Below are 26,804 nucleotides of genomic sequence, written 5' to 3' on the forward strand. Positions count from 1 at the left end.
TTAAAAATTTTGCGTTCCTATGCAAAAACCACCTTCGACGACAACCGGCGTCCGTCATGCCAATCTCAAGATGCTGGCCGAATATCTTGGCCTTAGTCCATCGACGATTTCTTTTGTCCTGAACAATACACCTGGCCGGTCTATCCCTGAATCCACTCGAGCCCGCGTAAAAGCTGCGGCTGAAAAATTCAACTACCAGCCAAGCATGATCGCTCGCACCTTGCAGGGAAAACGCATGCAGACCATCGGCATCTTATTGCCGGAACTGGGTGAGGGTTACCATTCCCAGGTTCTATCGGGAGTCGGTGACCTGCTCATGCGCAAAGATTATTTTTATTTCACCGTACATCATCGTCACCGCAAAGAACTGATCGATGCCTATCCCAGCCTCCTCCGTTCCCGCGGCGTGGATGGCATCCTGGCAATCGACACTCACCTTGCCGAACCACCACAGCTACCTACGATTACCGTTGCGGGCCATACGACACTGCCGGGCGTTTCCAACATCCTGATTGATGAGGAACACGCGGCAAGGCTTTCTCTTCAACATCTGCGCGATCTCGGTCATCGCAAGATTGCGTTTATGCATGGCCAGCCCTTCAGCTCAGATTCGGACACTCGCTGGCTTGCCAATCTAAAAGCTGCTCGTGAATTGGGGATTGAGATTCACGAGGAGCTGATGATCTATCTCTCCAAGGATTCCCATTCTCCGGAGATCAGTTATCCGGGCATACGAAAGCTTATCAAGAGCGGCCGTCCTTTTACTGCAGTGCTGTGCTTCAATGATGTCTCTGCAATGGGAACGATACGAGCCCTTCACGAAGCCGGCCTGCGTGTTCCTAATGACGTTTCTGTCCTCGGCTTCGACGATATACAGTCCGCGGCTTATCAGGTTCCCAGCCTAACGACCATCCGGCAGCCGCTGCAGAAAATGGGCAGCACGGCGGCTCAGTTGCTTTTAAAAAAACTGGCCGGAGAGCTTATCTCCGAATCCATTCAAATTGCTCCAGAACTTATCGTTCGGGAGTCGACCGCTCCAGCACGCAGGCTAGTCACAAAGAAAGAAAGCCGGACAAGCAAAGATCTACGGCAGTAACTTCGCCTTCAGCTCTCCACTCTGCTTAAGGGTGTAAAAACGATCTGCGGCTACATCCTGGAAGCTCTGAGAGCTTCCGTCTGGCCATCGCACCTCAACTTTATCGATCTTCTTTGAGGTTCCCAGACCGAAGTGCAATCGAACATCGCTCTGAGAGAGATAGCTTCCGCCGCTTCGAACTTCATCCGTCTGCTGCATCGTTCCAGTAGTGACGTATACCCGCGCGTTCAATGCCATCCGGTTGGAACGTGTTCCCTCAAGTTCAAAGCTCACCCAGTGATGCGCCGGATCTGGTTTTGTCTCCAGAATCATCGGCGCTCCGGTCAGGTTTTCAATCACCAGATCGAGCCGTCCCCGGTTGAAGAGATCGCCCACAGCCAGACCGCGGCTCACCTGTGGGGTTGTCACTACCGTACCCACCTGGGCACTCACGTCCTTGAAATGCCCGTCCCTCTGATTCTGAAAGATCAGCTTCGGCTCACGGTATGCAGTTCCCAGCTTTGCATTGTCGACCTGCGGATAAACATGGCCGTTGACCAAGATAAGATCCTGCCAGCCGGAGTTATCCAGATCGACGAAGGCATCGCCCCATCCGACGAATTGCTCTGTTGACCGCGCAATTCCCGCAGCATGAGAGACATCGCTGAAGCTCAAATTTCCGTCGTTTCGATAAAGAACCGCATACTCATCGCTGAAATGCGTAATGGCAACACTCATGCGTCCGGTATGAAGGTAGTCGCCAAGAGCAAGCCCCATATTGGCCTGTTCGATACCATCCTCACTCACGGCGACACCGGCATCATAGCCAATCTCCCGGAAACGGCCATCGCCTTCGTTGTGGTACAGGTAATTCGGCTCACCATCGTTGGCCACAAACAGATCTACTCGTCCATCATTGTCGAAGTCCGACCATACCGCTCCAAGACCGAAGAATCGTTTCGGGTCGTCCACACCTGCCTGCTTTGCCATTTCGGTGAAGGTGCCATCTCCATTGTTATGGAAGAGCGTATCGGGATACCCTTTCAGGCCGCGGGGGCCGCACTGCACCGGAACATCGTGATACTGACAGGTTTTGCGCGAGCCAAAGGTCGGAAGATCCTTAATGTCGAAATCGACATAATGTGGAACAAACAGATCCACATAGCCATCGCCGTCATAATCTCCGAAGGTTACCCCTGCAGCCCAGCCCGTATCCTTGTCGAGCCCCGACGGTTTGGTCACATCCGTAAAGGTGCCGTCCCCATTATTGCGATACAGCACCACGCCGCCAAAGCAGCTCACAACAAGATCGGGACGACCGTCGTTGTTGTAATCCCCGACTGCGACGCCCATCGCCCAGCATGGATACCCTATACCCGACCGATCGGTTACATCGCTAAAAGTTCCATCGTGATTGTTCTGGTACAGCGCGCTTCTGGCCTTCTTTCCCTCAAGCGCCATCGCAACGCTTGGGCCATTCGTAAAATAGATGTCCAGCCAGCCGTCGCCATCATAGTCGAGCAAGGCGACGCCGCCGCCCATCGATTCGACAATATAGCGCTGATCCGGACTGGCCAGATGTTCAAAACGAATCTTTGTGGATGCCGTAATGTCGACAAGTTGAGGGATTTTGCCTGGCGTCCTCAGTGGGCCGCCGCTCTGAGGAACATCTACTCGCTTCTTGGTCTTCTCGGGCTCTTTCTGGGCCAACAGACCTAGAGCTTGCGTAAACAGGAGCGCAATACCCAAGTAAACCCACCACCGAGAACCTCCCTTGCCACCCACTCACCGGCCCTCTTTTTCAGATTCGGTATCGTCCTGCTGCTCCAGACGCAGATCCTTATAGAGCTTTCTCATCTTTTCCTTCATGCCTTTGTACTTCTGATATTCATCGAGTTGGCGTTTCGCATCCTCGGGCCGCTTGAGTTTGCGATACACCACGCTCAACCGATAGTGAGCCTGCACGTTGGAAGAATCGGCTGCCACGACGCGTTCCAACAAGGGAAGGGCGGATTGCGGATCGTTCTTCTCCGTATAAACGCGCGCCAAGCCGATAAGTGCATCTGCATCGTTCGGTGCCAGGGTCAACGCATGTTTATAAGAGTTGGCAGCGCTATCTAGGTCTCCCTTGTCTACAGCAAGATCACCGAGACGGGTTATCGCTTTTTCGTCGGACGGGTTCGCGGCGACAGCCAGTTTGTACTGATCCTCAGCCTCAGCTCGCAGCTTCAGGTCAGGGGAGGCATGCAGTGCCTCTGCCAGCTCATAGTGGATGCCCGGCAGTTTCGGATTCGCAGCCACGGCCTTGCGATAGTCGGTGATCGCGCCATTCATGTCGCGCTGTCGAATCAGTTCATGCGCAATCGCCTGGTACATCTGTCCGGACTCCGGGGCGGCAACCGATAAACCCAGCAACGCCTCCCCCGCCAGATCCGTGTGAATACGATAGGCCGCATAAAGAACACGAGGATCCGTTGGGGCCTTTTGTCGCAGCGTCTCAACCACGGTTGCAGCACGAGCCAGATCCCCTACTGCGCTATCGATCTCTATTAGCTCAAATCCGACTTCCGCTTGGATCTTGATGTCTTCTAATTCAGGAAAAGCAGCCTCCAGATCCGTACGTGCCGCATCCGTCTTACCCAACCTACGCTCGCATAACCCGAGGAGTGCGCGAATCTTTGTCAGGCTTGGCTGCTGTTCCACCACCGCACGCAGGTGCGGCTCCGCATCTGCAAACTTCCCCCGAAAATAAAACAGGACCCCGAGATTGCCCTGCGCATCTAGATTGTTCGGATCTGCGGCCAACACCGCCTCAAACTCTTTCGCCGCAAGCTCCGGCTTCTTCTCGCTCAGAAGCTGATGTGCCCTCTGCTCATGAATCTTTGCCTGTTCCGAAGGCGACTGAGCCATCCCATCCACACTAGCGCCGAGCCCCAACGCGGTCAGAACCAGAAACGCCAAAATCTTCATCCCATGACCATACTCTTCTCTTAAATCCGCTCAAAACAAATTGAGATGGCGGCCTCTCAACCGCCATCTCAATCGAGAATGGATTTAGAACGAGATGCGTGCGTTCAGCTGCATAAGGCGACCCTTGACCGTAACTGAACGAATTGTCGAGGTTCCCGTCGCGATCGAGCCATCCGGATTCACCACAAGCTGCGCCGAGCTCTGGTTGACTCCACCGCTTGTCGGCAGTCCGAAGCTCGGATGGTTGAAGACGTTCTGCGCGTCGCCACGAATCTGCAGCTTCACGTTCTCCCAAATCGTGAACGTCTTGCCTAGCGAGAAGTTCACGTTGGCAAGGCCTGGACCGTTCAGCAGGTTTCTGCCTGCATTGCCAAACGTTCCAGCGGCTGGTTGCGCAAAGGCAGCTTCGTTGAACCACTGATTGGTTCCGTGATACGCACCACGGTTGGCAAGATGAGGATTGCCAATCAGATTCGGATACCATTGCGAATTCTGTGCCAGTGAGTAGGAGTTGTCGGTCGCCATGGAGACCGTAAACGGCTGTCCGCTTTGTATGACAACAATGCCCGTGGCCTGCCAGCCTCCTAAGACCTCATCCAGCAACAAATTGTTGTTCATGAAACGCTTACCCCGCCCAAACGGAAGCTGATAGAGAGCGCTCCCTGCAAATTTATTCCTGATATCGAAGTTCGAGTTAGCGTAGTTGGCCGATGGATCGAACGAGCGCTGGTAGTTCAGTGCTCCGGCTCGGCTTCCCCATCCCGAGGAAGCCATCTCGTCCAGGAAGTGAGACCACACATAGTTGAAGTTGAAGTTCAACCCATTCGAAAACCGCTTCTGAACAGCCGCCTGCAACGAGTGGTAATTGGAGATGGCGTTATTGGTGCTTCCGAGGACATTGCCGAACTGCGGGAATGGACGGAACTGCTGATCGTTTGGCGCGAGACGATTTTCTGGAACCTGGTTGATATCCACCGTGAACGGAAGGTCATGACCGTGGCTTCCCACATACGCAAGGTCGAACACCATGTCGTTCGTAATCTCACGCTGCATAGCCAGGTTCCACTGATAACTTCCCCCAACCGGTGCTTTGAACTGGTTGTAGGTGACGTTTTGTCCATTGAACGCGGCTGGATTCGTACTCTGAGCTACATAATTCAGATTTGACCCGCTGCTCGCTAAGGTCACGACGGGGGTTACGCTGGTATTGTCCTGGATATTTCCTCGAGTCCCAAAGGCCTGACCCATTCCAGGCGCATACGTGTCGAGGCTCCAGTTATAAGCGTAGAGGCCAAATCCGCCTCGCAGAGTTGTGCGAGGGTCGACAAGCCATGCGAAGCCCACTCGCGGAAGCACCGTGGTATAGACCGGCTCTTGAAGCCTGTCGCGGCCATTCGCCTTGGTCGTTCCATACCACGTCGCACCCAGGGTTCCGGTGGCAGGATTCTGCACCGTCGGATCGAAGGTGGACATGTTGCCCTTCACCTCGCCCCATCCTGACTGAATCTGGTACCGCAGGCCAAGATTCACGGTCAGGTTTGGAGTGATCTTATAGTCGTCCTGAATAAATACCTGGGGCACGCGCATCCTGGCTCCCGCCTCCGGCGTCACCTGCGCACCCCACCGTTGCACCTGTCCCAGCAGGAAGTCTGAGTAAGACATGCCCCCAAGCTTGTTGCCGGGATTACCCGGATCGCTCGAATTCGTGTATTGGCCGGTAAAGTTCATGGTTCCAGCGTCGATATTTCCCCACGCCGTGGAGTTATCCCGGAAGAACAGGAACTCGCCTCCGAAGTGCAGAATGTGCTTGCCCCGAATCATCGTCACGACATCCGAGGGGTCATAGACATGTTCCTTGTACACCGCGTTCGTGTTCGGCTGCAGCGAGTAATAACCTCCGGCGGTGAGATTGATCGTCGGGAAGAGATCCGCCTTAGCAAACTGCCATCCCAGTTTCGCCGGAAAACCCTCGTTGAGAGACGCCGGAACGAAGTAATTCATCTGGTTTGTATAGGCGATGCGAAGCTCGTTGATCACATGCGGCGAGATTGTCCAGACATCCGTAATCTGCGCATTGTGCCGACTCACAGTCTGTGACTGACAATTGATCGGGCAGATTCCCTCCCCTTGGCCGTAAGCAGGATTGTTGCTGGCCGTTTCCGATATGGTCAGCCGGTTGTTCCCCGTAATGTCCCAGTCCGCGCGGCCGAAGAACTTCTGAAAGGGCTGCGAATTCGGAACGTTGAAGCGGAAATTGTTCTGAACGATGCCGTTTCCGGCAATCGTTCCTGGAGCATTCGGCGTCGGATAATACTTCGAAATCGCTAAGGCTACGGGATCGATCCGGCTCGCCGGAATACGATTGCCGTTGCCATACACATCGGCAAACGACCTTCTGAAAACATTGCCGTTAACCACCGTCGTCGTCGCCGGATCGTAGATCGTCGGAAGTCCTGTAAAGTCTCCATTCAACATCGCGGCCGTCGGAACCGTCGTAGTTCCGGTATTCGCGGCGCCATGATTGATCACCTTGTCGTAGTCGAAGAAGAAAAACAGCTTGTTCTTAATAATTGGACCGCCAACGCCAAATCCAAAATTGTTGTAGCGCAGCGGAGAGACTTGTTGTCTTCGCGTCGCCTGCGTAAACGCATAGTCCGCCGCGTTCATCGCGTCGTTCTGGAAGTACTCATAGGCCGCACCGTGAAAACCGTTGCTGCCGCCCTTGCTGATCTGGTTGAACATGATGCCGCCAATGCCATACTGCGCGGAAAAATTCGAGGCGCCGATCTTTACCTCCTGGATCGTCTCCAGAATCATTACGTCGGCATTGGCGCTGTGCGGCAGCGTGATTGCCGCTCCATCGGCTAGAACCGTGCTGTAGGGGAGATTGCCGTTTACTGAAGCAACCTGTCCGGGATTACTCGAGTTCTGTCCCGTGTTTCCCATCGGCGAGCCCGCCGATCCCGGGATCAGAACCGTAAAATTCTCCCAGGTTGGAGTTCCCACCTGCGGCAGCGACCCCAGTTGCCTGGCGTCCAGCGTCGTCGTCTGCTCTGAATTCTCCGTTGAAAGCAGCGGCAGGTCCGTATTCACCACCACCTGCTCCGTCACGGCGCCCACCGTCAGCTGCGCATTGACGGTAACGTCTTCTGCCTCCAGCGTAATCGACGACCTCACTAACTTCTGAAATCCGTCCCTCGAAAACGTAATCTCGTACGTCCCCGGAACGATCGAGGACGTGTCATACAAACCGTCCCCATTTGTCGTGTAATCCTTAGAGACTCCCGTATTCTTGTTCAAAACCGTGACCGTCACTCCGGGAATCGCCGCGCCGCCGGGATCAGTCACAACGCCTCGAATATCGCCGGCGTTCCTGCTCTCTGCGCTAACGCGCTAAAACCGAATCCCACCGATAAGAAAATAGCCAACGCAGCCAAAAACCTTCTAGAAATCCGTTTCATGATCTGCCTCCGAAAAAAGAACTTCAACTTCTACACAACACCGCGCCTCATGCCTTCTGGGGCGGTAAATCGTTTACTAAGACAAACGTTTGTCTAAACTCGCTGGAGAACTGCGCCTGCCATTAAGCATCAACCAGAGAATCTTCGTCAAGTATTCATTTCAGGGGAAACCAACACTGCAACGAGAGCACGACAGAAAAAGACCGCTGTTTCGAGGCCAAGTCTTTTATCTTCTGACAAACGCAATATCAACCCCCTACTGATCATGCTGATCCTCAGTAAGAGGATGGACCAATTAGATTTTTAGCCTCAACTTGTTCGCCACACGCATCCTAGTTAAGAACTGCTTTTTAGGAGCGCGAAAAATATGAGAGTGGAGACCTCTTTTCAATGATTTTCCGTCAGCAGAGGCGGCCTGCGCCCAGCCTCGGACTGCGCACGATTGCCTTATTCCTTACGACCATGGCCGTCATCTCAGCACAGGCTCAAACCGATGCTCCAGCCTCAGTCAGTGTCCTTCGAGTAGACGCACGGGCCAAGACAACTCCCTTTCCCCACTACTGGGAGCGAGACTTTGGCTCTGGTCGCGCCATCCTCTCACTGCGTGAGAGCTACCGCAGAGATCTCCGCGAGGTCAAAGAGATCACCGGCTTTCAGGCGGTCCGCTTCCATGGCATCTTTAATGACGAGGTCGGTCTCTACGATCCTGATCGCAAGCCGATCCAGTTCGCCCAGATGAAGAATGCGGCTCCCACGACCTCCGACAACGCCGGCATCTATAACTTCTCCTACATCGACCAGATTTATGACGGCCTCCTCGACCAAGGCGTCCGGCCGTTCGTGGAACTTAGCTTCATGCCGAAGGAGATGGCCTCCGACCCAAACGCTCTCCACGCTTTCTGGTATAAGCCGAACGTCTCGCCTCCTCGCGACTACGCGCAATGGGACGACATGATCACAGCCTTCGCGCAACACCTTGTTGATCGCTATGGCCTCGAGGAGGTTTCGCAATGGAACTTCGAAGTGTGGAACGAGCCCAACATCGATTTCTGGCGAGGGAAGCCGGCGCAGGCCTCCTATTTCGAGCTCTACGACCACACTGCTCTCGCCCTCAAGAAAGTGAGTCTGCGCCTTCGCGTGGGAGGTCCCTCTACGGCACAGGCTGCGTGGACCGGCGATTTTCTCCGCCATTGCAAGGAGAAGAACATTCCGGTCGACTTCGCATCCAGCCACGTCTACGCCAACGACACCGCAAAAGACGTCTTTCACACCGAGGAAGTCATTCCTCGCGATCGCATGGTCTGCCGAGCTGTCCGCAAAGTCCACGACGAGATCAAGGCCTCTCCCCTTCCCTCCACACCGCTTTTCTTCAGTGAGTACAACGCCAGCTACGCCAACGAACCTAACGTCACAGACTCCATCTACATGGGACCCTGGCTTGCAACCACGGTGAGCCAGTGCGACGGCCTCACCGAATCCATGAGCTACTGGTCCTTCTCCGACGTCTTTGAAGAACAGGGCGTTGTCAGGACACCTTTCTATGGGGGCTTCGGCTTGCTGGCAGAGCACAATATTCCCAAACCCGCATTCAACGCTTTCGCGATGCTCCATCAGCTCGGCGATCAACGCATCGCGCTCAGCTCCGACTCTGCCCTTGCCACCCACCGGTCGGATGGCACCCTGGCTCTTGCAATCTGGAACTATGCCCCCCCAGATGGAACCCGCGCCTCCTACACCCGACCACCTGCCAACCGTGGCCCTAGCCAAGCGTTTACACTAGAGCTGACCGGCGTTTCGTCCGATGCGACGGCGACAATTCTCAGGCTCGACGAGACCCATGGCAATGTCATCTCGACTTACGATTCAATGGGACGTCCCGCCTTCCTCTCCCGCGATCAGATTGCAAAACTGCGGGAGGCCGGCAAGGCAGCCCAGCCGGAACACGCGAGGCTCCGTAATGGGAGTCTTACGATCCAGGTTCCTCCCCAGGGACTTGCCGTTGTCATCATCGGCAACAAAAAGGCTACGCGCTAAACTGCATAGTGTGGGGCAGTCTCAAAATTGATCACGGTGGCTCCAGCATGAAGGCTGTCCCCTCACGTGGGATTACTCGACGAAGCGCGACGCAACTCATCGCTGGCTCAGTTCTTTCCGGCTTCGCATTTCCTTCCCTGATGGAAGAAGATGCTTTTGCTGCGCCGCGTCCCGGTACCCTTGATGCAGGCGCTACAGCTTTTCTCGACGAAATGGAGCGACAGGCGTGTCTCTACTTCTACGAGCAAGCCGATCCTGCGACCGGGCAGATCCTCGATCGCGCAAACAATCACATGCCCGCCGGTCAGATTGACCCCCGTTTCGCCTCCAGCATTGCCGCAACAGGATTCGGCCTCACGGCACTTTGCATTGCAGACAGCCGGCGGTACGTTCCCTCAGATCGAATTCGCCGCCGTGTGCTGGCGACACTCCAGTTTCACCTGCAACCTATGCCCACCGAGCATGGGTTCTACTATCACTTCAACGACTTCAAGACCGGTCTTCCGCTGCTCAATATCGAGGTCTCACCCATCGATACGGCTATCCTGCTCTGCGGAATCCTCACCTGCCGGGCACACTTCAAGGATCCAAAGATCACCGATCTCGCCACCCAGATCTACAACCGTATCGATTGGCCCTGGATGCTGAATAGCGGCAAGACATTCGCGCTTGGATGGCTGCCAGCCACGGGTTTTCTTACGCCGCGCTGGGATCACTACGCCGAGATGATGATGCTCTATCTACTCGCCATCGGCTCGCCTACCCATCCGATTGATCCATCCTTTTGGAGCAACTTCTCTCGTCCTCGCATCCGGTTCGAAAAATTCAATTACATCAGCGGTCACGATCCGCTCTTCATTCATCTCTATTCCCACGCATGGTTCGACTTCTACCGCAAACGGGATGCATTTGCCGATTACTTCGTCAATTCAACCACTGCGGTTCGTGCACACAAGGCCTTCTGCCTCAGCCTTAACCGGGGTTACAACGATGACTACTGGGGTGTCACCGCGTCGGACTGGATACATGGTTATACAGCGTGGGGTGGTCCACCGCTCATGGGCCCTATTGACGGAACAGTTGTGCCCTGTGCCACGGCCGGTGCTATGCCTTTTCTTCCCAATGATTGCCTGCGCGTGCTGCGCTCACTGAAAGAAAAGTTTGGAGAGTACGCGTGGGGCAGGTATGGCCCGTGCGATGCGTTTCATCCAGCCCTTGCTTGGTACGATGCCGACGTGCTCGGCATCGATCTCGGCATCAGCCTGCTGATGATTGAAAATTTTCGCAGTGGTTTTGTATGGAAGACATTCATGCAAAATTCTGAAGCATCGAATGCAATGAAGCTTGCCGGATTTCGAAACTACTAGCATGCATCAAACAAATCTAGAGGCGTATCGTTCGAATATCCCTAAGCGACCTTTGCTTGCCCATTTTCCCCCTTCGGTCTCTCCCCAGGCACGGTCGGTTCGGCCTCGTCCAAAGCTTCGCGCGACTCCTTGCTAAGCGGCCTTTCATGCAGAAGCAACTCCGTCGCTCGCACGATGGGATTTGCGTGGAACCATCGTTGGAATGCTCCGTCGCGAAGCAGATTCGTTAAAGCCAGCAGGCTCATTCCCTGATGATGCGCCATCCACGAGCGCACCATCTTCGGCTCGCGGCTCGTGGTGTAGTCAGCTGCTTCATAGAATCCGTAGTCGCCGATCCACCCCATCGAAGCCATCTTCCGAAGGTTCTCCACCGCCTCATCCCGCAAAAGCGGAAGCGCAAGGAACGTCGAATAGGGAGAGATCACCGGCCCATCTTCAGCACCGTATTTTAATGCGACCTGTGGGATTCCCCATGCCTGATAACCATAACGTCCCGAATCATCCATCTTCGCAAAGCCGGACTCTGAGATCCCCCAGGGAATCCCTCGCACATGGTCTCGCTGGATTCGAACCGCGGATTCCAGAGACTGGGTAATGAGAGTGCCCGGATAAGGACGCATCCATAAGGCAGGCATCATGTATTCAAACATCGTTCCCGTCCACGAGAGCAGACAGGCTCGTCCCTTTACCAGGACGTGCGAACGATCCAGCCGGAACCACGACTCCTGCGCGATATCGCCCTTCGCCACCGCCAGGAAGAAGGCCATTCTAGCCTCGGAGGCTAGAAGATCGTAGCACGCGCCGTAAAGCTCACCCGTTATGCCGTCATAGCCAATCGAAAGCAAATTTCGCGATTTGACCAGCAAGAATCCGTACTGCATCGCGTCGGCATAGCGATTCGCTCGCTCCGCGATCGATTCCAAATTCCTGCAGATCTGGGCGAGCCGGCCTTTCGCAGCAGAAAGCAATTCACGCAGCTCGTTGGCCAGGCTCTGCAACTCCGCGCCTCCAACCACCGTGGATAATTTGTCTTCCAGATCGGTCGCATAACCGGATGCGTTCAATAAAGTGAGCGGCTCGGGTTGAGGAACCAGCGCGGCGCCCTTGAACAAGCCTTCGAATCGCGGCGACAGCCACGGCGTATATGCGTCTGCAAACTTCAGCCATTCGTTTCCGCAGCGTTGCCTCTCTTCTTCGACCCAATCCCCGCTTCTAGGAATCGCGCCAGCCTCATGCGCTGAAGTCCACCCTCCAGACACAATTGGCTTCTTGAGCAGTTCCAGAGTTCCAGAATGTAGTGAATACAATGATGCCGCTAGATTTCCACTGTCCACCGCCGAAACAATACGCGGCGAAATGGGTTGCAGAGTCTCGATGTCGTACCAGTTATAGATGTGCCCACGCTGCTTCTCAAGGCGCTCATAGGTATCGAGAGTTCCCAGTGTTGCCTCGACAAACTTTGCCGGCGTCAGGAAGCCGAAATCGCATGCTGCCTGTCGTGCATTGATCAGCATGCCCAGGTTCGTAGGAGAAAGCTTTCTAACCTGGAAGGTGTCTTTTTCCTCTACGTTATCTGGAATCAGCCAATGATTCTCAGGCCCGCCAAACTCCGCAAAGTATCGCCAGATGAGCAGCGCCTGGCGCTCCAGAAACTCAATATCAGCGCCCTTGAGAGGCCCCTCCATTGCGCGGGGAGGCGAGTTCAGCCACGACGCCAACGCTGGAGCCAACGCCCACAACACAAGGACCGGTGAGGCTGCAAACAATGATTCCGGACGTGCGAGCGCGAGCCCTATCGCAATCGTCAAGGAGATCAAGGGAGACAGCTTCAGGTACATATCCAGCGAGCCGCGACCGGATTCCGATTCCGACTGCGCAGCCGTCTCCCAATCCAGCAGGTTCTTTCCCGACAGAAACAGCCGCACAAGCGATCGGACAATTGCGTCCAGCGACAGCAGCATGTGGTGCGGCAGAAAGATAAGATTCTGCAACGCGATCGCCAGTGAAGAGCCAAAGGTCACAAGCCCGTCGCGAAGCGCCGCAAAACTGCCCTTGAACACGGCCCGGATCACGTTGAATCCCAGCTGCACCAGGCCGGGAAGAAGGATCAGCACCACGACGGCTACGGTCCAATAGAGCGCTCCGCCCGGAAGAAAGAACCACCCGAAGACAAACAACAGGAAGGCGATCGGCTCAATGAGACTGCGCCGCAGGTTGTCCAGAATCTTCCATCGCGAAATCGTGCTGATCGGATTCACGACCAGCCTGCCAGACTCATCGGGCACGACGTTAAACAACCAGCGGAGGATCTGCCAGTCGCCTCGTACCCATCGATGCTTCCGCTTCATGTGTGCGGAGTAGTGCGATGGGTAGTCGTCGATCACCTCGATGTCCGAGACAAGTCCCGCGCGCGCATATGCTCCCTCGATCAGATCGTGTGACAGAAGCGCATTTCGCGGAAAACGGTGATTCAGAACATGATGAAAGGCACTTACATCGTAGATGCCTTTTCCCGTAAAAATACCTTCCCCAAAAAGGTCCTGATAGGCGTCCGAGACCGCGCGGGCATAGACATCAAAACCGGACTCTCCGGAGTACAGGGCCGCCAGCCGGGAACGCGATGCCGACGACACGCTCACTCCCACGCGCGGTTGAAGGATTCCATATCCTGCCGTAACGATACGGAGCTTGGGGTGAATGATCGCTCGATTCAGCGGGTGGGCCATCGTTCCGATCATCCGCGCCGCGGTTCCGTGGGGAAGCTGTGTGTCGGAGTCCAGCGTGATCACATAGCGGATGCGCTCAAGCACGCCAAGCGGACCAGCCTTGCGCGGAAAGCTATCGTGCTCTTCCTCGAGCAGCCGGTTCAGATCGAGCAGCTTGCCGCGCTTGCGCTCCCACCCCATCCACACTCCCTGACGGGCGTTGAAGGCGCGGTGGCGGTGAAGCAGCAGGAAGGATCCGGCGTCGCGTCCTGCATATTTTCGATTCAGATTGTCTATAGCTCGCGCAGCCAGATCGACCAGCGGACCCTCGTCGACCTGCGGCGGGCGAGCCGCAGTGTCCGGCAGATCCGTTAGCAACGCGAAGTGAAGATTCGGATCCTGGTTCGACAGGTAACGCGCCTCGAGCTCATCAAGCAGATCTTCAACCTGCTTTTCATTGAGGAGCAGCGTCGGAACCACAACCAGCGTGGCAGTTTCCTGGGGAATTCCTTTGGAGAAGTCCAGCTTCGGAAGCGCCTCTGTCTTCATCAACATCGTCACGATCCCGTTCACCAGATCGACAGCGCCCTGCGTCGCGGGCAACAGGGCGAGCAGCAGGGCAGCCATCACAGGCCAGAAATCATGATGAGGAACCAACGGGAGAATGATGGCTGTAATCAGCAGAAGAGCCAGGACGAATGTTCCCAGCGTATAAAACTCTTCGTTATAAGTGCTGATGAGCTCGCGCAGTCTCTCCATGGGAGAAGGCCGGAAACCGATACGCAGCTTCAGCTCACGCACACCGTCAGCAAACAGGTAATAACCGATATGCGACTTCCTCTTCGCCATTCGCGGGTCTGAATACTCGGTGCGCTCGGCCGTCTGGGCAAGCTCAAGCGCAATCTGCGCCGTCTGAACCTCATTGGTGTCTGCATGACGCGCCAGTTCTGCAATACGTAGCCTGTATGCGGCACGTGTCTCCTCCTCCATCTTCCCGAAGATTCCGCCCGGGTCCAGGCGAAGTACGGCATCGAACGCCACCAGCGGCTCGAGAATATCTCGCCACTCAATCTGGTTCATGCGGCGCAGGCTGTGAATCGACGCGGAAAACGGCGACTCCTCAATCGGAGGAAGCTCACCCGCCGCAAAGGCAGCATCTGCGCGATTCAGGATGAACTCCAGCTGGGAGATCTTCAGCGCCTCCGGCAGCAGCTCAATCTCTCTCAGCCGCAACGGATGATGCCTCTGCATCTGTTCTACGTAGATCGAAAGCGAGCGCGGCGACCAGATTCCATCCACCGCAGACAGATAACTTCCAGCCAGGTGAATCACCTGGGGCAGCACGCCCACGGGTTGAAGATCGGCGACCGGGACCTCGCGGAAGGTACTCGCGGCGCTCTCCCCCTTCGGAATCACCGACTCGAACATCCGCGCGCTCTCCACCAGCTCCAGCTTCGGCGTCAGCTCCGTCGTCGAAGTTCCCTGCTTCCAAACGGGTACCCGCGAAGCGAGCCACTTGCGCAGATGGTCCAGATAGCGCACGAGATCTTCCTGGGTCTTTCCCGGCAGCTGCGAACGAAGGCGCTGCGCCAGATCATCGGCGTGGCGCCGGAGTGCTGTTTCCCCAATGGTCGGCTCCTCGGGCAACCCAGTCGCCGCGGTCTCCTGCACCGGCGCCGTCAAAGGCGTCGCGTGTACCGACGTAAGATCTTCAGAAGATGCCATCGAACCCCTAACTCAACTCTCTATCGTAAGATGTCGCAAAAATAAAACTAGTGTTTCACCAGGTCGGAGTGCGGCAGTCCAACGTTACCTGTAACTTGCCGCCTGCATCTCGAACATGCCTGCATAAACGCCGCCCGCAGCCATCAGCTGTTGGTGATTTCCTTCTTCTATCAGGCGTCCGCCGGATAAAACCACAATGCGATCGGCCATCCGAACTGTCGAAAAGCGGTGTGAAATCAGCAGGGCCATCTTGCCTTCCGTCAGCTCTGCAAATCTCTCAAAGACTTCCAATTCACTACGCGCATCGAGCGCCGCCGTCGGCTCGTCCAATATAAGCAATTCAGCATCTCGCAGGTACGCACGGGCAAGAGCGATCTTCTGCCATTCTCCTCCAGAAAGCTCCACGCCGCCTTCGAACCTGCGGCCCAGCATCTGGTCATAGCCTCCCGCGAGTTTGGCAACCACAGTATCAGCAAGACTCTTATGCGCAGCCAACTCAAGTTCCGGTTGGCTATTCACCTGGTCGATTCGACCGATCGCAATATTCTCGCGCGCTGTCATCTCGAAGCGCACGAAATCCTGAAAGATCACGCCGATATTCCGGTGCAGATCCTCGAGCGAATACTCGCGCAAGTCTTTGCCATCCAGCAGAATCTGACCTTCCGTAGGATCGTAGAGCCGCGTAATCAGCTTCACTACCGTCGTTTTACCCTGACCATTCTCGCCGATCAAAGCGATCCGCTCTCCGCGCCGGAGCTTCATGTTGAAGTTCTTCAAAACCGTTCGCGTAGTTCCCGGATATGCAAACGATACATTCTTGAACTCAAAACCTTCGACAATACGGTCCGGAATCAGCCGTCCCTCCGGATTTGGATCGACAGTCGACTTCATCTCGAAGAAGGCAAGCAGATCCGTCAGGAACAGCGCCTGATCCGCGATGCCGGAGGCAGTCGAGAATACCTGTTGCAGGTTCGAGCTGGCCTGTTGAATTGCCGCGGTTAGAAAGGCGAATTGGCCGATATCATAATGGCCACCAATGGCCCGCCAGATTACATAAATGTAAGCCCCGTAATAGCCCAGTGTGCTTACAATTCCGAGCAGCCCTCCGATAAACAGCTTTGACCGCGCCAGCGAAACGTCCTCTCGATAAATCTGGCTGGCCAGGGCTTTGAATCGATCCGTGAAAAAACGGTGCAGCCCAAAGAGCTTGACCTCCTTGGCCCCCTCGCGGCTGCCCGCAACCTGACGCAGATAATCCATCTGCCGCTTTGCCGGGGTCTGGCGAAAGTTCTTGGCATATCCAAGAAAGGCGAAGTGCGTCTCTCCTACAAAGGATGGGAGAACACCCAAAGCAAGCAACAAGACGAGCCACGGAGACGCCCAGGCCAGCGCGACAGAAAAAGAAAGCGTCGTGATGACTTGCTGGACCAGGCGGCCCAACTGCTGGATCAGCACCAGACGGTCCGTGGCCTGTACTCTGGCACGCTCCAATCTGTCATAGAAGACAGGATCTTCATACGTCGTAAGATCCAGGCGAGCCGCCTGATCCATTACACGTACACTCACATGTTGCGTATAGCGATTGGCCAGCAGCGCATCGGTATAGTCGATTACGCGCATCAGCAGACCCAGGGCGACGTTGAGTCCTACCTCGATCCCAACCAGAACCCAGAAGTTCTCGGGCAGCTTCTGACCATGCAGAGCATTGGCAATGCCATTAAGGATGGTTGCCGCAACCTTCGCTATACCAAAGGGCAGCACAGCCACAAACACGCGAATAATCAGTCCCCACGTGACAACCCAGGGTCCGGACTCCCACAAGATGTGCAGCACAGGGGGGACATTGCGAAGCGCCCGCAGACGCTCCAGCCAGGGGCTCTGAGCTTTTGCAGGACGTAGAGGCTCGTTCATATCAGGTCTTTAACAGTGATCTCCCCAACTCTACTTGATGGATGCCCAAACTCCGAATGGCGTTGGATATCCCGTCTTATACAAAAACAGGAACGCGAGCGGCCAAATTCCCGCCGCTCACGCGCCACAGTCATCGGACAGCAGCTATTTTTGAGTCACTCGCAGAGCAATTCTGCGATTCTGCGCTCGTCCCTCTTCCGTCGCGTTATCACCGACAGGATGTTGATCCCCATAACCTTCCGCTTCCAATCGTGAAGCGTCGATACCCTTACTGGTTAAGGCATCCATCACAGTCTTCGCGCGAGACTCGGAAAGAGTTTTGTTGGCATCGGGATTGCCAGTATTGTCGGTATATCCGCCAATCTTGATGTGAACATTCGGATACGCTTTCAAAATCTCGGCAATGTTGTTAAGTTGTTCCTCTGAAGAGGCCTCCAATGTGGCTTTTCCTGTATCAAAACGTAGACGGTCGAAGTTGAACCAGGTTGTATCATCCACAGGCTTCGACGAATCCTGGATAAAGGAGAGCAGCTTGCTTTCGATGCCAAACTGCGGGATGTTCAACTCCACTCCATTCGGAAGCTTGCTCTTGAAGAAATCGCCCAAACCAGACATGGCAGACGATGCAGCATTCGAGGCCGTCTGAACTCCCTCGCTCATCGGGGCTTTGGCCCGGTTGAAAAACCACAAAGCGGCGAGCAGCAAAGCAGCGAGCAGCACCACAGGCCACAACCAGCGGTTTGTCGTCGCAACCGCGCGGGCCGGAACCGCGGCAGCAGTCGTAGTTGGAACTCTGGAAAAGAGCCCCGACAAACCGGCGGGCAGAAGCCCCTGCAACTTCGGACCTTCGCTCTTAAGACTCGCAGCAAAGCCTGATGCAGTCACATTGTTATCCCGAACGAACTTCCCAAGCCCGCCCAGTACGAATGGGGCGACCATCGTCAAAAGTGTGCTGGCCTTGCTCGCTCCCACTCCAGAGAATTGACCGATGGCGTCAGTCACTCCGCTCATGCGAGAGCCGAAGATCGTCGAAAGAAAATTTCCCGCCATCTCCGCCAGAGGAGAGCCTCCCGAAAGTGCGGCGGTTGGATTCGCAGTCAGAGACGAGACAGCGGCGCCCGTGTTTGCGGGGTTTGTGATGAGCCCAAAGATCTGGCTCAGAAAGCCAGGTTCATCAGCCCGCGAGGCGATCCCGGAGAGCATCGCGGCCGCTCCTCCCTGAAGCCCGCGCTGGACTGTATCGGTCGATTCCCCCATCTGATTGGCAAGGGGACCCGCTATGGGACCAAGAAGCCCCATGACACTATCAACGAGTGAAGCCATAACTAACTCCTCCTGTCATGCTTTTAGTTCGTTGCATTCTTCCGGGCCCATATTCAAAATTGTCAAAATGCTCGAAACAGGCGTGGCGCCTTCCTCATTTAGAGGCGAGCAAATCTTTACCTCGGATTAAAATTCACTCCTCAGTCTCATCCCCTGCGGGCTTTTTGGCGGTGGCTAGAATTTTCTCCGAGAGCTGTTGCGGCACGATGTCATAGTGATCCATATCCATCCTGAAACTTCCGCGGCCCTGGGTGATCGCGGTCAGCATCGCGCCATAGTTCAGCATCTCAGCCATCGGAACTTCGGCCCTCACCACTGTGCCTGAGCCAGCGCTTTCCATTCCCTGCACTCGTCCGCGACGACCGTTCAGATCTGCCATCAATGCACCGGCAAACTCATCGGGGGCTTCAATCTCTACTCGCATTACCGGCTCCAGCAAGGTCGGCTTCGCCTGCTCCATGCACCTGCGAAACGCAATTCTTGCCGCCAATTTGAACGACATCTCGCTGGAGTCAACCTCGTGATAGCTCCCATCGACTACAGTCGCCTTGAAGTCCACCACCGGATATCCTGCCAGAAAACCACGACTCGCTGATTCGTGAATTCCCTTTTCCACTGCGGGAACAAACTGCCTCGGAATAGCGCCGCCAAAGATACTGTTTGCGAACACGATTCCACTCCCACGCGGCAACGGCTCCATCCGGATACGGCAGTCGCCGAACTGCCCGTGCCCCCCAGTCTGCTTCTTATGTTTTCCCTGAGCTTCGGCGTGGCTGCGAATGGTCTCGCGATACGGCACCTTTGGGGCCTTTAACGTAACCTCCGTGTGGTATCGCTTCTTTAGTTTCGAGACGATTGCCTCGATGTGCGTTTGCCCCGACCCTGCCACCAGAAACTCTCCGGTATAAGGATCACGGAAGAACCGCACCATCAGATCCTCTTCCATCAGCCGGTGCAGAGCTGGAGCGAGTTTGTCCTCATCCCCCCGCGACTTCGGCTCAATCGCATAGGTCATCACCGGTTCCGGCGCAGACACAGGTTCCAGAAAAATCTCATGCGCCTTGTCGCCGAGCGTATCGCCACTCAACGTTGTGCGCAATTTTGGTACCGCGCCGAGATCGCCGGCATGCAGTTCGGAGATCTCGGTAGGCTTTCGCCCCTGCATCACCGATAAGTGCATCAAGCGCTCCATCTCGTGGCGCGTGAAGTTCTGTACCGCCGTATCGTTCTTTGCGATCCCGCTCACTACCTTGAAGAAGGAGATCCTGCCCGCGAATGGATCGCTCATGGTCTTGTAGACATAGAGCGCCAGCGGCTCCTTGTCATCGATCGGCCGCATCACCATCTCTTCCTGCGCATAGCCGTCGGCTGGCTTCGCCTCTCCATTCCCATGCGCCCCGGTCATCGAGCTGGTGGCGCGAGCAGCGATGGGCTCCCGCTCCACCGCTGTCGGAGCATAGACCTTCAGAAAGTCCAGAAGATGATCGGTCCCGACGTTCCTCAATCCGCTGGTGTACAGGACCGGGAAGATTCTGTCCTCGCGGATGGCTTCATGCAAGGCCGTGATCAGGTGCCCCTCGGGAATGGTGCCCTCGCGGAAGAACTCCTCCATCAACTCGTCCTTGCCTTCCGCAACCAACTCCACCAGGGCCTCATGCGCCTCACGGGAATCTTCCTCCAGAACATGAGGAATCGTTCCCGGTTCGCCTCTTCCGTTTCCTCCAGGCTGATAGAGGTAAGACTTCATCGTCACCAGATCCACCACTCCATGGAAGCCCTTCTCGTCCACGATCGGCAGTTCCACCGGAACAACCTGCCGGCCCCATTTCGCCTGCATCGTTTCAATCATCTGCTTCCGGCCAATCCGGCTGTCCGCCTTTGGGTGATCCACCTGGTTCACCACAATCGCCCGCGGCAAGGCCACTTCCATCGCGTAGCGCCAGACGCGATCGGTCATCGTCTCCACACCAGAGCAGGCATTCACCACCACGAGGGCTGATTCCACCGGCATCATCGCCGCCCGGGCTTCGTGGACGAACATATGAAAGCCCGGCGTATCGATCAGGTTGACCTTTACCCCGCCCCACTCTGCGAAGGCGACAGCATTCGCCATCGTTGTCTGCCGGGCGACTTCCTCCTCGTCATAAGCGGTGACGGCAGTTCCATCCTCGACTCGTCCCAGCTCCGGTGTCATCTTCGCCGCATGAAGCATCGCCGCGATCAACGATGTCTTACCGCTATGAGCGTGCCCCACCACCGCAACATTCCGAATGTCATTTCCCGTATAGACCCTCATACGTGGCCCTCCGTATCAATCCACTCTTGTGCAAGATAGATCGGTAAATCCCAGCTGAACCCTTCAGAGAACGCTGCTGGTTCCGGCAAGACGGAGATGCCGTTGCGGCAAGCCTGCGCCGCTGCTCCTGGCCAGTGGATCTCAACTGGCGTTGCCGGTCTGCCATCCAGTTCCACCAAAGGAGGCACCCACTTTCGGTCGATTACGAAATGGTGAAACGCTCCTTGCCGCAATCGATGCGATTTCCCTTTTTGAGCTCTAGAAATCGGCCCGGAAACATCGCCTTTTCGCTACGGTGACTGCTGGCTCACCGACGAGACAGGGATGCTATCACACCCCGCAACCGCCACGTCAACGACGTCTCTTCTGAAAGACAGGAAAGATCTAAGCCATGTTGATCGGTAAATCTTCCTCGAATTCGCCCCCCGTTGCAGGGGTGATCCTGTGGGTCGTTGTGGCCAACGTCTCGCTATGGGCGATCCATTCGGGGAGGATCGCCTTGTAGTGGTGGCCCCTATACCAATTTTGCGCAAAGTCTTCATTACAGGCAGCTTAGCCAGGGACCAAATTCGTAAAGTCTTCTAAATAAAGGAGTTGACCGCCAAAGTCTTCAAAGATAAGGGGTTGTCTCAAAAATTATTGGACTGGAGCCTGCACAAGGCTTTTCAAGCGCGCGTCAATTGCCCGTTGATATTGCTGCCCCTGTTTTTGATCCTGTATTGATATTGTAGCAAGCGGACGAGAACTCCCCGGCACCACTAATCTACTTATTTTGTTATATTTACAGGAATTTCCGCTTGACAGATTCGACCCCGGATCGATCGCTGAGAGGACTCAAAATCCCTCTTTGAGAAAGAGCTCCAAGGCCTGATTCGATGAACCGTCCGGCAGACTATAGCTCGGGCTTGGGTGTAAAGAGCTCTTCGGTGGCGGGACGACGACCGGACGCGGAGCTGCGGGAGGGACGAATGCTCTGAACGGTCGAGCGTGCGGGGGGCCGGGAGAGAACCGCCAGCAACTCACGCATCTCTTTCTGAAGCTTGCGCAGCTGTTTGGTCGATCCCGCCGGACCTGTCTCTTCGATATCCAGGGCCAGCTGGGGGGCTTTCTGCCGTTGCTCGCTCTTGATCACCTGGCGGGCGCCGGAGATGGTGTAACCCTCGTCGTAGAGCAGGGATTTGATATGAAGCACGGCCTCGACATCGCGGCGACGATAGAGCCTTTGCCCGGTTCCGCCTTTATGTGGCTTCAACTGGGGGAATTCGCTCTCCCAGAAGCGAAGCACATAGGCCGGAAGGTCGCACAGACGAGAGACCTCACCGATGCGAAAGTAGAGCTTATCCGGAATCTCAGCTCCGGAGGACGGCGTGTTTCTTCGAATTGTCTGGTGCTGCGCCATGCCAGAGCTCCAGAACGCCTACTTCTGCTCTTCCAAGTATAGGACAGCATAAAAGCGATCCACAGAGCATTTTTGATGCCGAACCGCTTTTGAGCCTCCTGAGAGTTTCCCTTTTGTTGCTTCCCATCCATGAGACTTCGTGGTGAAATGGCAAGCAAAAACCAAGCAAGGAAATCCTGTTGCTCTGCTTGCACTCGTTCGGAGAGGCTCAGTTCTTCAGACGGGAATGAACTTCACAACGGGCAGAAACGTATTGTTCCTGAAGAAAGGCAACGGAGATGGGCGCGAAGCAGACGGTTGTTGCAGCGGCAGTTCTTACGGTGGCGATGACATGCGGCTGCCGCGTGGCTACCGATGACCACGGTGACCACAAGGACGTTAAGGTGGCGACACCTTTCGGCGGCGTCCAGGTGAAGACCAACGATTCGACAGGAGTCAGCGGGATTGGACTTCCTATTTATCCCGGTGCGGAGTTGGTAAAGAAAGACAAAAATAACGGATCCGCGGACGTGAACCTCAGCTTCGGCAGGTTTCAGCTGCGGGTGAAGGCGGCCAGCTACAAGACCCCGGACGACCCGGAAAAGGTCGCTGTTTTTTACCGCGACGCCATGAAGCGGTACGGCACCGTGATTGAATGCAATCACGATAAGCCTGTGGGAACGCCCACGCAGACCGACCAGGGGCTGACCTGTTCCGACGGGAACAACCGGCACGTCGAGGCGAGCGCCGACGCGAGCGGCAAGAGAGAGTTCAAGGCCGGATCGAAGCAGCATCAGCATATTGTGGCGATCGATCCGGAAGATTCGGGAACGAAGTTCGGACTGGTCGTACTCGACCTTCCGGGAAATCTCTCGGTCGGGGGATCGGATCCGGACGAGCGGCAATAAGTCCCGCGCTTGCCGCCCGGTATTTGGCTGGGATAGCTTTGACTTATGCAAGAGCTTTGCCACCGATGTAACGGGGAACTCGTCTCCGGCGAGGGCGCATCTCCGTTTTGCCCGCATTGCGGAGCGCCACAGATCTATCTTTCCGAGGCAGCCGAGGCCGATTCCACCTCAGGCGAGGATTCGACCGGAGTTTTGCCTCCTCCCCCTCCGCAACAGGTGGAGTGGAAGACGGCAATCCTCTGCGCGATTCTTGTGGCCCTGGTGGCTGCGGTTTTCAGCGTCGTCTCGACGAAGGTTCCCGCATTTTCGTTCGTGAGCTGGCTGTGGACCGTGAGCGCCTCGGTGGTTGCGTTGGGAATCTACCAGAGGCGAAAGCCGCAGGCCCGGATGGATGCCGGCGTAGGCGCGAGAATCGGCGTCGTGGTGGGGCTTACTCTGATTACCTCCATTGGAATCACGATGGCAATCGCAGGCCTGGTGGCGCGGTTCGGCCTGCACAACATGGGAACGTTCGATGCGGAGCTCCGCTCCCAGATCGAAAAGGCGGCAGCCGCGAATCCGCAGCCTGCCGAGATGATGCGGTACATCTACTCTCCGGAGTTCCGTGCCGGAATGATGCTCGCCGGATTTTCCATCCTTGCGGGGATGGTGATGTTGATGTCGACGGTGGGAGGGGCAGTCGGGGGCCTGCTTCGGACTCGAAGAAGCTGACCGGTTCGAAGATCGAACATCCGCGCCTGCTGGTATTATCAGCGGGAGCCTATGAGTGAAGAAGCGAAAGTTCAGAAGCCAAAGATTCGCGAGAAGGGCCGCCTTATGTCGGCCTCGGAGATCGAACGGACCCTGGTGCGGTTGGCGCACGAGATCGTTGAGAAGAACAACGGCGGGGAGAACCTGGGGCTGGTAGGGATCAAGCGCCGGGGAGTGCCGATCGCACAACGCCTCGCCACCATGATTGAAAAGATCGAGAAGCACCCCATCGACACGGGTGTGCTCGACATCAGCTTCTACCGCGACGATCTTTCGACCAGCGGCGTGCGGCCCACGGTAACACCGGGAACCATCGGATGCGATGTAACCGGCCGCGACATCATTCTGATCGATGATGTGCTGTATACCGGGCGGACCATTCGCGCGGCGCTGGATGCGCTGTTCGATCATGGCCGACCAAAGAGCGTGCAGTTGCTGGCACTGATTGATCGAGGGCACCGGGAGCTTCCCATCGAGGCGACCTATACGGGCCGCGCGATTCCAACCTCGAGCCGCGAGATTATCGAAGTGAAGCTGAACGAGGTTGACGGGCAGGAACAGGTGCTGCTGGTGGAACGGGTGGACTGACCGAGAAGATGCAAAGTGTAAGCGAGAGTGCGACAGCTCAATCCCCCTATGCACAAGGCTCGTTGTTGAGTGTGGCGCACCTTTCGGTCGAAGAGGTTTCGGCTATTCTGGGCGAGGCCGCACGGCTCGAGGTGCTGGCACCAGCAGAACGCAGTGGGATCTTGCGAGGCCGGACCGCAGCGCTGCTGTTTTACGAATCGAGCACGCGGACGCGGACCTCGTTCGAGCTGGCGGCGAAGTCGCTGGGCGCGACGACGACGCTGGTCAGCGATAAGTCTTCCTCGATTGAAAAGGGCGAGAGCCTGAAGGACACCGGCCTGACGTTGCGAGCGTTGGGAGCGGAGTGCATCATCCTGCGTCATCCCGCCTCGGGAGCGCCTTTCGTGCTGGCGCGGGAGACGGGCCTGCCGGTGCTGAATGCGGGCGACGGCATGCACGAGCATCCCTCGCAGGCGCTGTTGGATCTGCGGACGATCCTGACGCGACTCTTCGGGGCAGATAGCGCCAACTCGGTTGGAGAGCATACGCTCGACGGGGTGACCGTCGCGATTACCGGAGACATTCTGCACAGCCGCGTTGCCCGTTCGAATGCGATGCTTCTGCCGCGGCTCGGAGCGCGTGTGCTTCTCTGCGGTCCGACGAAGCTGCTTCCGGAGGACGCGCTTGGCCTGGGCCCTGGAGTTGAGATCGTGCACGACTTCGATCGCGCGCTGGCGCAGTGCCAGGTGGCGATGATGCTGCGGATCCAGAAGGAGCGCCTGGCTGGTCTGGAGCTGGATCTTGGCGACTACATTCGTCGTTATCAACTGAACGGCGAGAGGCTTGCCGCTTTTGCCCCTTCCGCGCTAGTGATGCATCCCGGCCCGATGATTCGAGGGATGGAGATCGCGGACGATGTTGCGGACGGCCCGCAGTCGGCGATTGAAGACCAGGTACGACATGGACTGGCGGTGCGCTCGGCGCTTATGGCAAGGGCTCTAGGCGGCTCCAAAGGTTTGAGGATATGAGCGAGATTCTGATTCTGAATGGGCGGTTGATCGATCCCGCCAATCACGTGGACGCGAATCGCGATCTGCTGCTGCGCGATGGACGGGTTGCCGCGATCGAGCAGCCGGGAGGCTTTCGCGGAGTGGAGGCGGCAGAGACGATCGACGCAACCGGCCTGGTGGTTGCGCCGGGATTGATCGATGTCCACGTTCATCTTCGCGAGCCCGGCCAGACCTACAAGGAGAGCATCGCCACGGGGACGGCGGCAGCAGCTGCAGGTGGATTCACCACAGTGGTCGCGATGCCGAATACGGTTCCAGTAAACGACACGGTGGCGAAGCTGGAGTGGATGCTGGATGCGGCGCGAGGCTCGGTGGTGAAGCTGTTTGCCATGCCTGCGGCGACCGTGAGAAGCATGGGGGACGCGCTGACGGATTTCGATCGTCTGCGCGCTGCCGGAGCCGTGGGATTTACCGACGACGGCAAGCCGGTGCTGGAAGATGACGTCATGCGGGCTGCCCTGATTGCCGCGGCCCGGGCGGAGGTTCCGGTGTCACAGCACGCCGAAGACACGCGGCTGACAGGCGGATGCAGCATGAACGCGGGGCCGATGGCCTTTCGCCTGGGTCTGCGCGGCATGCCGGTGGAGGCTGAGGCACGGATCGTGGAGCGCGATATCCAGCTTCTGCGGGAGATCGAGCGTGCCGAGGGTTTGCGGCCGCATCTGCATGTGCAGCATGTGTCCACAGCCCGCGCGATCCACGCGATTCGTAAGGCCAAAAAAGAGGGTCTGCATGTGACCTGCGAGATTGCGCCGCATCACTTTGTGCTGAACGAAGCCGCAGTGGGCGACTACGACACGCATGCCAAGATGAATCCTCCGCTGCGCTCGGAGGCGGATCGCACACGCATGGTGGAGGCGCTGCTGGATGGAACGGCTGACTGCATCGCCACCGACCATGCTCCCCATGCGGCGTTTGAGAAGAGGCAGGAGTTCGAGCGCGCTCCGAACGGCATCACCGGGCTTGAGACCGCACTGGGACTGGCTCTGCGTGTGCTGCATCGCGAGCACGGGCTACAGCTATCGCGAATTGTCGAGCTGATGAGCGCTTCACCTGCGGCGATTACCTCGCTGGCAGGACGCGGCAGTTTGGGGTCGGGGCAGGTCGCCGATGTGGTTCTGTTTGATGCCGGAGCGGAGTGGAGCTTCGATGCGAACAGCTCGCGGTCGAAGTCACGGAATACTCCCTTCGATGGAGCAGCGATGCTGGGCAAGGTTCGTTACACGATCTGCGAAGGACGCGTTGTCCATCGCGCCTGAGACGC

At 56.6% G+C, this 26,804-nt stretch carries 16 protein-coding genes; 8 read left to right on the top strand and 8 right to left on the bottom strand.

Going from position 1 to position 26,804, the window contains the following annotated elements; all coding sequences use genetic code 11:
* Positions 1-19: 19 nt before the first annotated feature.
* On the top strand, positions 20-1,096 hold the full coding sequence (locus tag AC5S26_RS00410; protein ID WP_494182867.1) for a LacI family DNA-binding transcriptional regulator: 1,077 nt from the start codon (positions 20-22) through the stop codon (positions 1,094-1,096).
* Here AC5S26_RS00410 and AC5S26_RS00415 read toward each other — a convergent pair.
* The 3 genes from AC5S26_RS00415 to AC5S26_RS00425 all read right to left on the bottom strand — a co-directional run bounded on the left by AC5S26_RS00415 (position 1,085) and on the right by AC5S26_RS00425 (position 7,393).
* Positions 1,085-2,824 (bottom strand): CRTAC1 family protein, encoded by a 1,740-nt coding sequence (locus AC5S26_RS00415; protein ID WP_494182868.1) that lies wholly within the window; start codon positions 2,822-2,824, stop codon positions 1,085-1,087. The two genes, AC5S26_RS00410 and AC5S26_RS00415, sit on opposite strands and share 12 nt — an antisense overlap.
* A 36-nt stretch (positions 2,825-2,860) precedes the next feature.
* Positions 2,861-4,045: a tetratricopeptide repeat protein gene (locus tag AC5S26_RS00420; protein ID WP_494182869.1), complete on the bottom strand. Its 1,185-nt coding sequence runs from the start codon at positions 4,043-4,045 to the stop codon at positions 2,861-2,863.
* Positions 4,046-4,129: 84 nt separating this feature from the next.
* Complete coding sequence (locus AC5S26_RS00425; protein WP_494182870.1) at positions 4,130-7,393, bottom strand: outer membrane beta-barrel protein; 3,264 nt, start codon at positions 7,391-7,393, stop codon at positions 4,130-4,132.
* A gap of 503 nt (positions 7,394-7,896) precedes the next feature.
* Between AC5S26_RS00425 and AC5S26_RS00430 the strand changes: the two genes are divergently transcribed.
* Together AC5S26_RS00430 and AC5S26_RS00435 are read left to right on the top strand one after the other, a co-directional pair.
* Entirely contained in the window at positions 7,897-9,540 is a 1,644-nt protein-coding gene (locus AC5S26_RS00430; protein ID WP_494182871.1) for a GH39 family glycosyl hydrolase, read from the top strand.
* A gap of 47 nt (positions 9,541-9,587) precedes the next feature.
* Positions 9,588-10,907 carry a glucoamylase family protein gene (locus AC5S26_RS00435; RefSeq protein WP_494182872.1) on the top strand — a complete coding sequence of 440 codons (1,320 nt, stop codon included), beginning with the start codon at positions 9,588-9,590 and terminating at the stop codon, positions 10,905-10,907.
* A gap of 41 nt (positions 10,908-10,948) precedes the next feature.
* Here the strand turns inward: AC5S26_RS00435 and AC5S26_RS00440 are convergent, their stop codons facing one another.
* The 5 genes from AC5S26_RS00440 to AC5S26_RS00460 form a co-directional block, all read right to left on the bottom strand.
* Positions 10,949-15,337 (bottom strand): glucoamylase family protein, encoded by a 4,389-nt coding sequence (locus AC5S26_RS00440; protein ID WP_494182873.1) that lies wholly within the window; start codon positions 15,335-15,337, stop codon positions 10,949-10,951.
* An 84-nt stretch (positions 15,338-15,421) separates the two neighbouring features.
* Complete coding sequence (locus AC5S26_RS00445; RefSeq protein WP_494182874.1) at positions 15,422-17,248, bottom strand: ABC transporter ATP-binding protein; 1,827 nt, start codon at positions 17,246-17,248, stop codon at positions 15,422-15,424.
* Between the two features lie 144 nt (positions 17,249-17,392).
* On the bottom strand, positions 17,393-18,571 hold the full coding sequence (locus tag AC5S26_RS00450) for an OmpA family protein (RefSeq protein ID WP_494182875.1): 1,179 nt from the start codon (positions 18,569-18,571) through the stop codon (positions 17,393-17,395).
* 133 nt (positions 18,572-18,704) lie between these two features.
* A complete protein-coding gene (locus AC5S26_RS00455; protein WP_494182876.1) occupies positions 18,705-20,867 on the bottom strand; it encodes an elongation factor G in 2,163 nt (720 codons plus the stop codon).
* Positions 20,868-21,759: 892 nt separating this feature from the next.
* Entirely contained in the window at positions 21,760-22,266 is a 507-nt protein-coding gene (locus AC5S26_RS00460) for a MerR family transcriptional regulator (RefSeq protein ID WP_494182877.1), read from the bottom strand.
* A 278-nt stretch (positions 22,267-22,544) separates the two neighbouring features.
* Between AC5S26_RS00460 and AC5S26_RS00465 the strand changes: the two genes are divergently transcribed.
* From AC5S26_RS00465 to AC5S26_RS00485, 5 genes are read left to right on the top strand one after another with little or no spacing between them, the layout of a single operon-like run.
* On the top strand, positions 22,545-23,153 hold the full coding sequence (locus tag AC5S26_RS00465; protein WP_494182878.1) for a hypothetical protein: 609 nt from the start codon (positions 22,545-22,547) through the stop codon (positions 23,151-23,153).
* Positions 23,154-23,198: 45 nt separating this feature from the next.
* A complete protein-coding gene (locus AC5S26_RS00470; RefSeq protein ID WP_494182879.1) occupies positions 23,199-23,864 on the top strand; it encodes a hypothetical protein in 666 nt (221 codons plus the stop codon).
* Between the two features lie 51 nt (positions 23,865-23,915).
* Positions 23,916-24,491 (top strand): bifunctional pyr operon transcriptional regulator/uracil phosphoribosyltransferase PyrR, encoded by a 576-nt coding sequence (gene pyrR, locus AC5S26_RS00475; RefSeq protein ID WP_494182880.1) that lies wholly within the window; start codon positions 23,916-23,918, stop codon positions 24,489-24,491.
* Positions 24,492-24,499: 8 nt separating this feature from the next.
* Positions 24,500-25,498, top strand: coding sequence for an aspartate carbamoyltransferase catalytic subunit (locus AC5S26_RS00480; RefSeq protein ID WP_494182881.1), 999 nt, complete (start codon positions 24,500-24,502; stop codon positions 25,496-25,498).
* On the top strand, positions 25,495-26,799 hold the full coding sequence (locus AC5S26_RS00485; protein WP_494182882.1) for a dihydroorotase: 1,305 nt from the start codon (positions 25,495-25,497) through the stop codon (positions 26,797-26,799). Before AC5S26_RS00480 ends, AC5S26_RS00485 begins: the two co-directional genes overlap by 4 nt.
* Positions 26,800-26,804 lie beyond the last annotated feature (5 nt).

It is taken from the genome of Edaphobacter sp. FHG110511_03 (assembly GCF_059115365.1).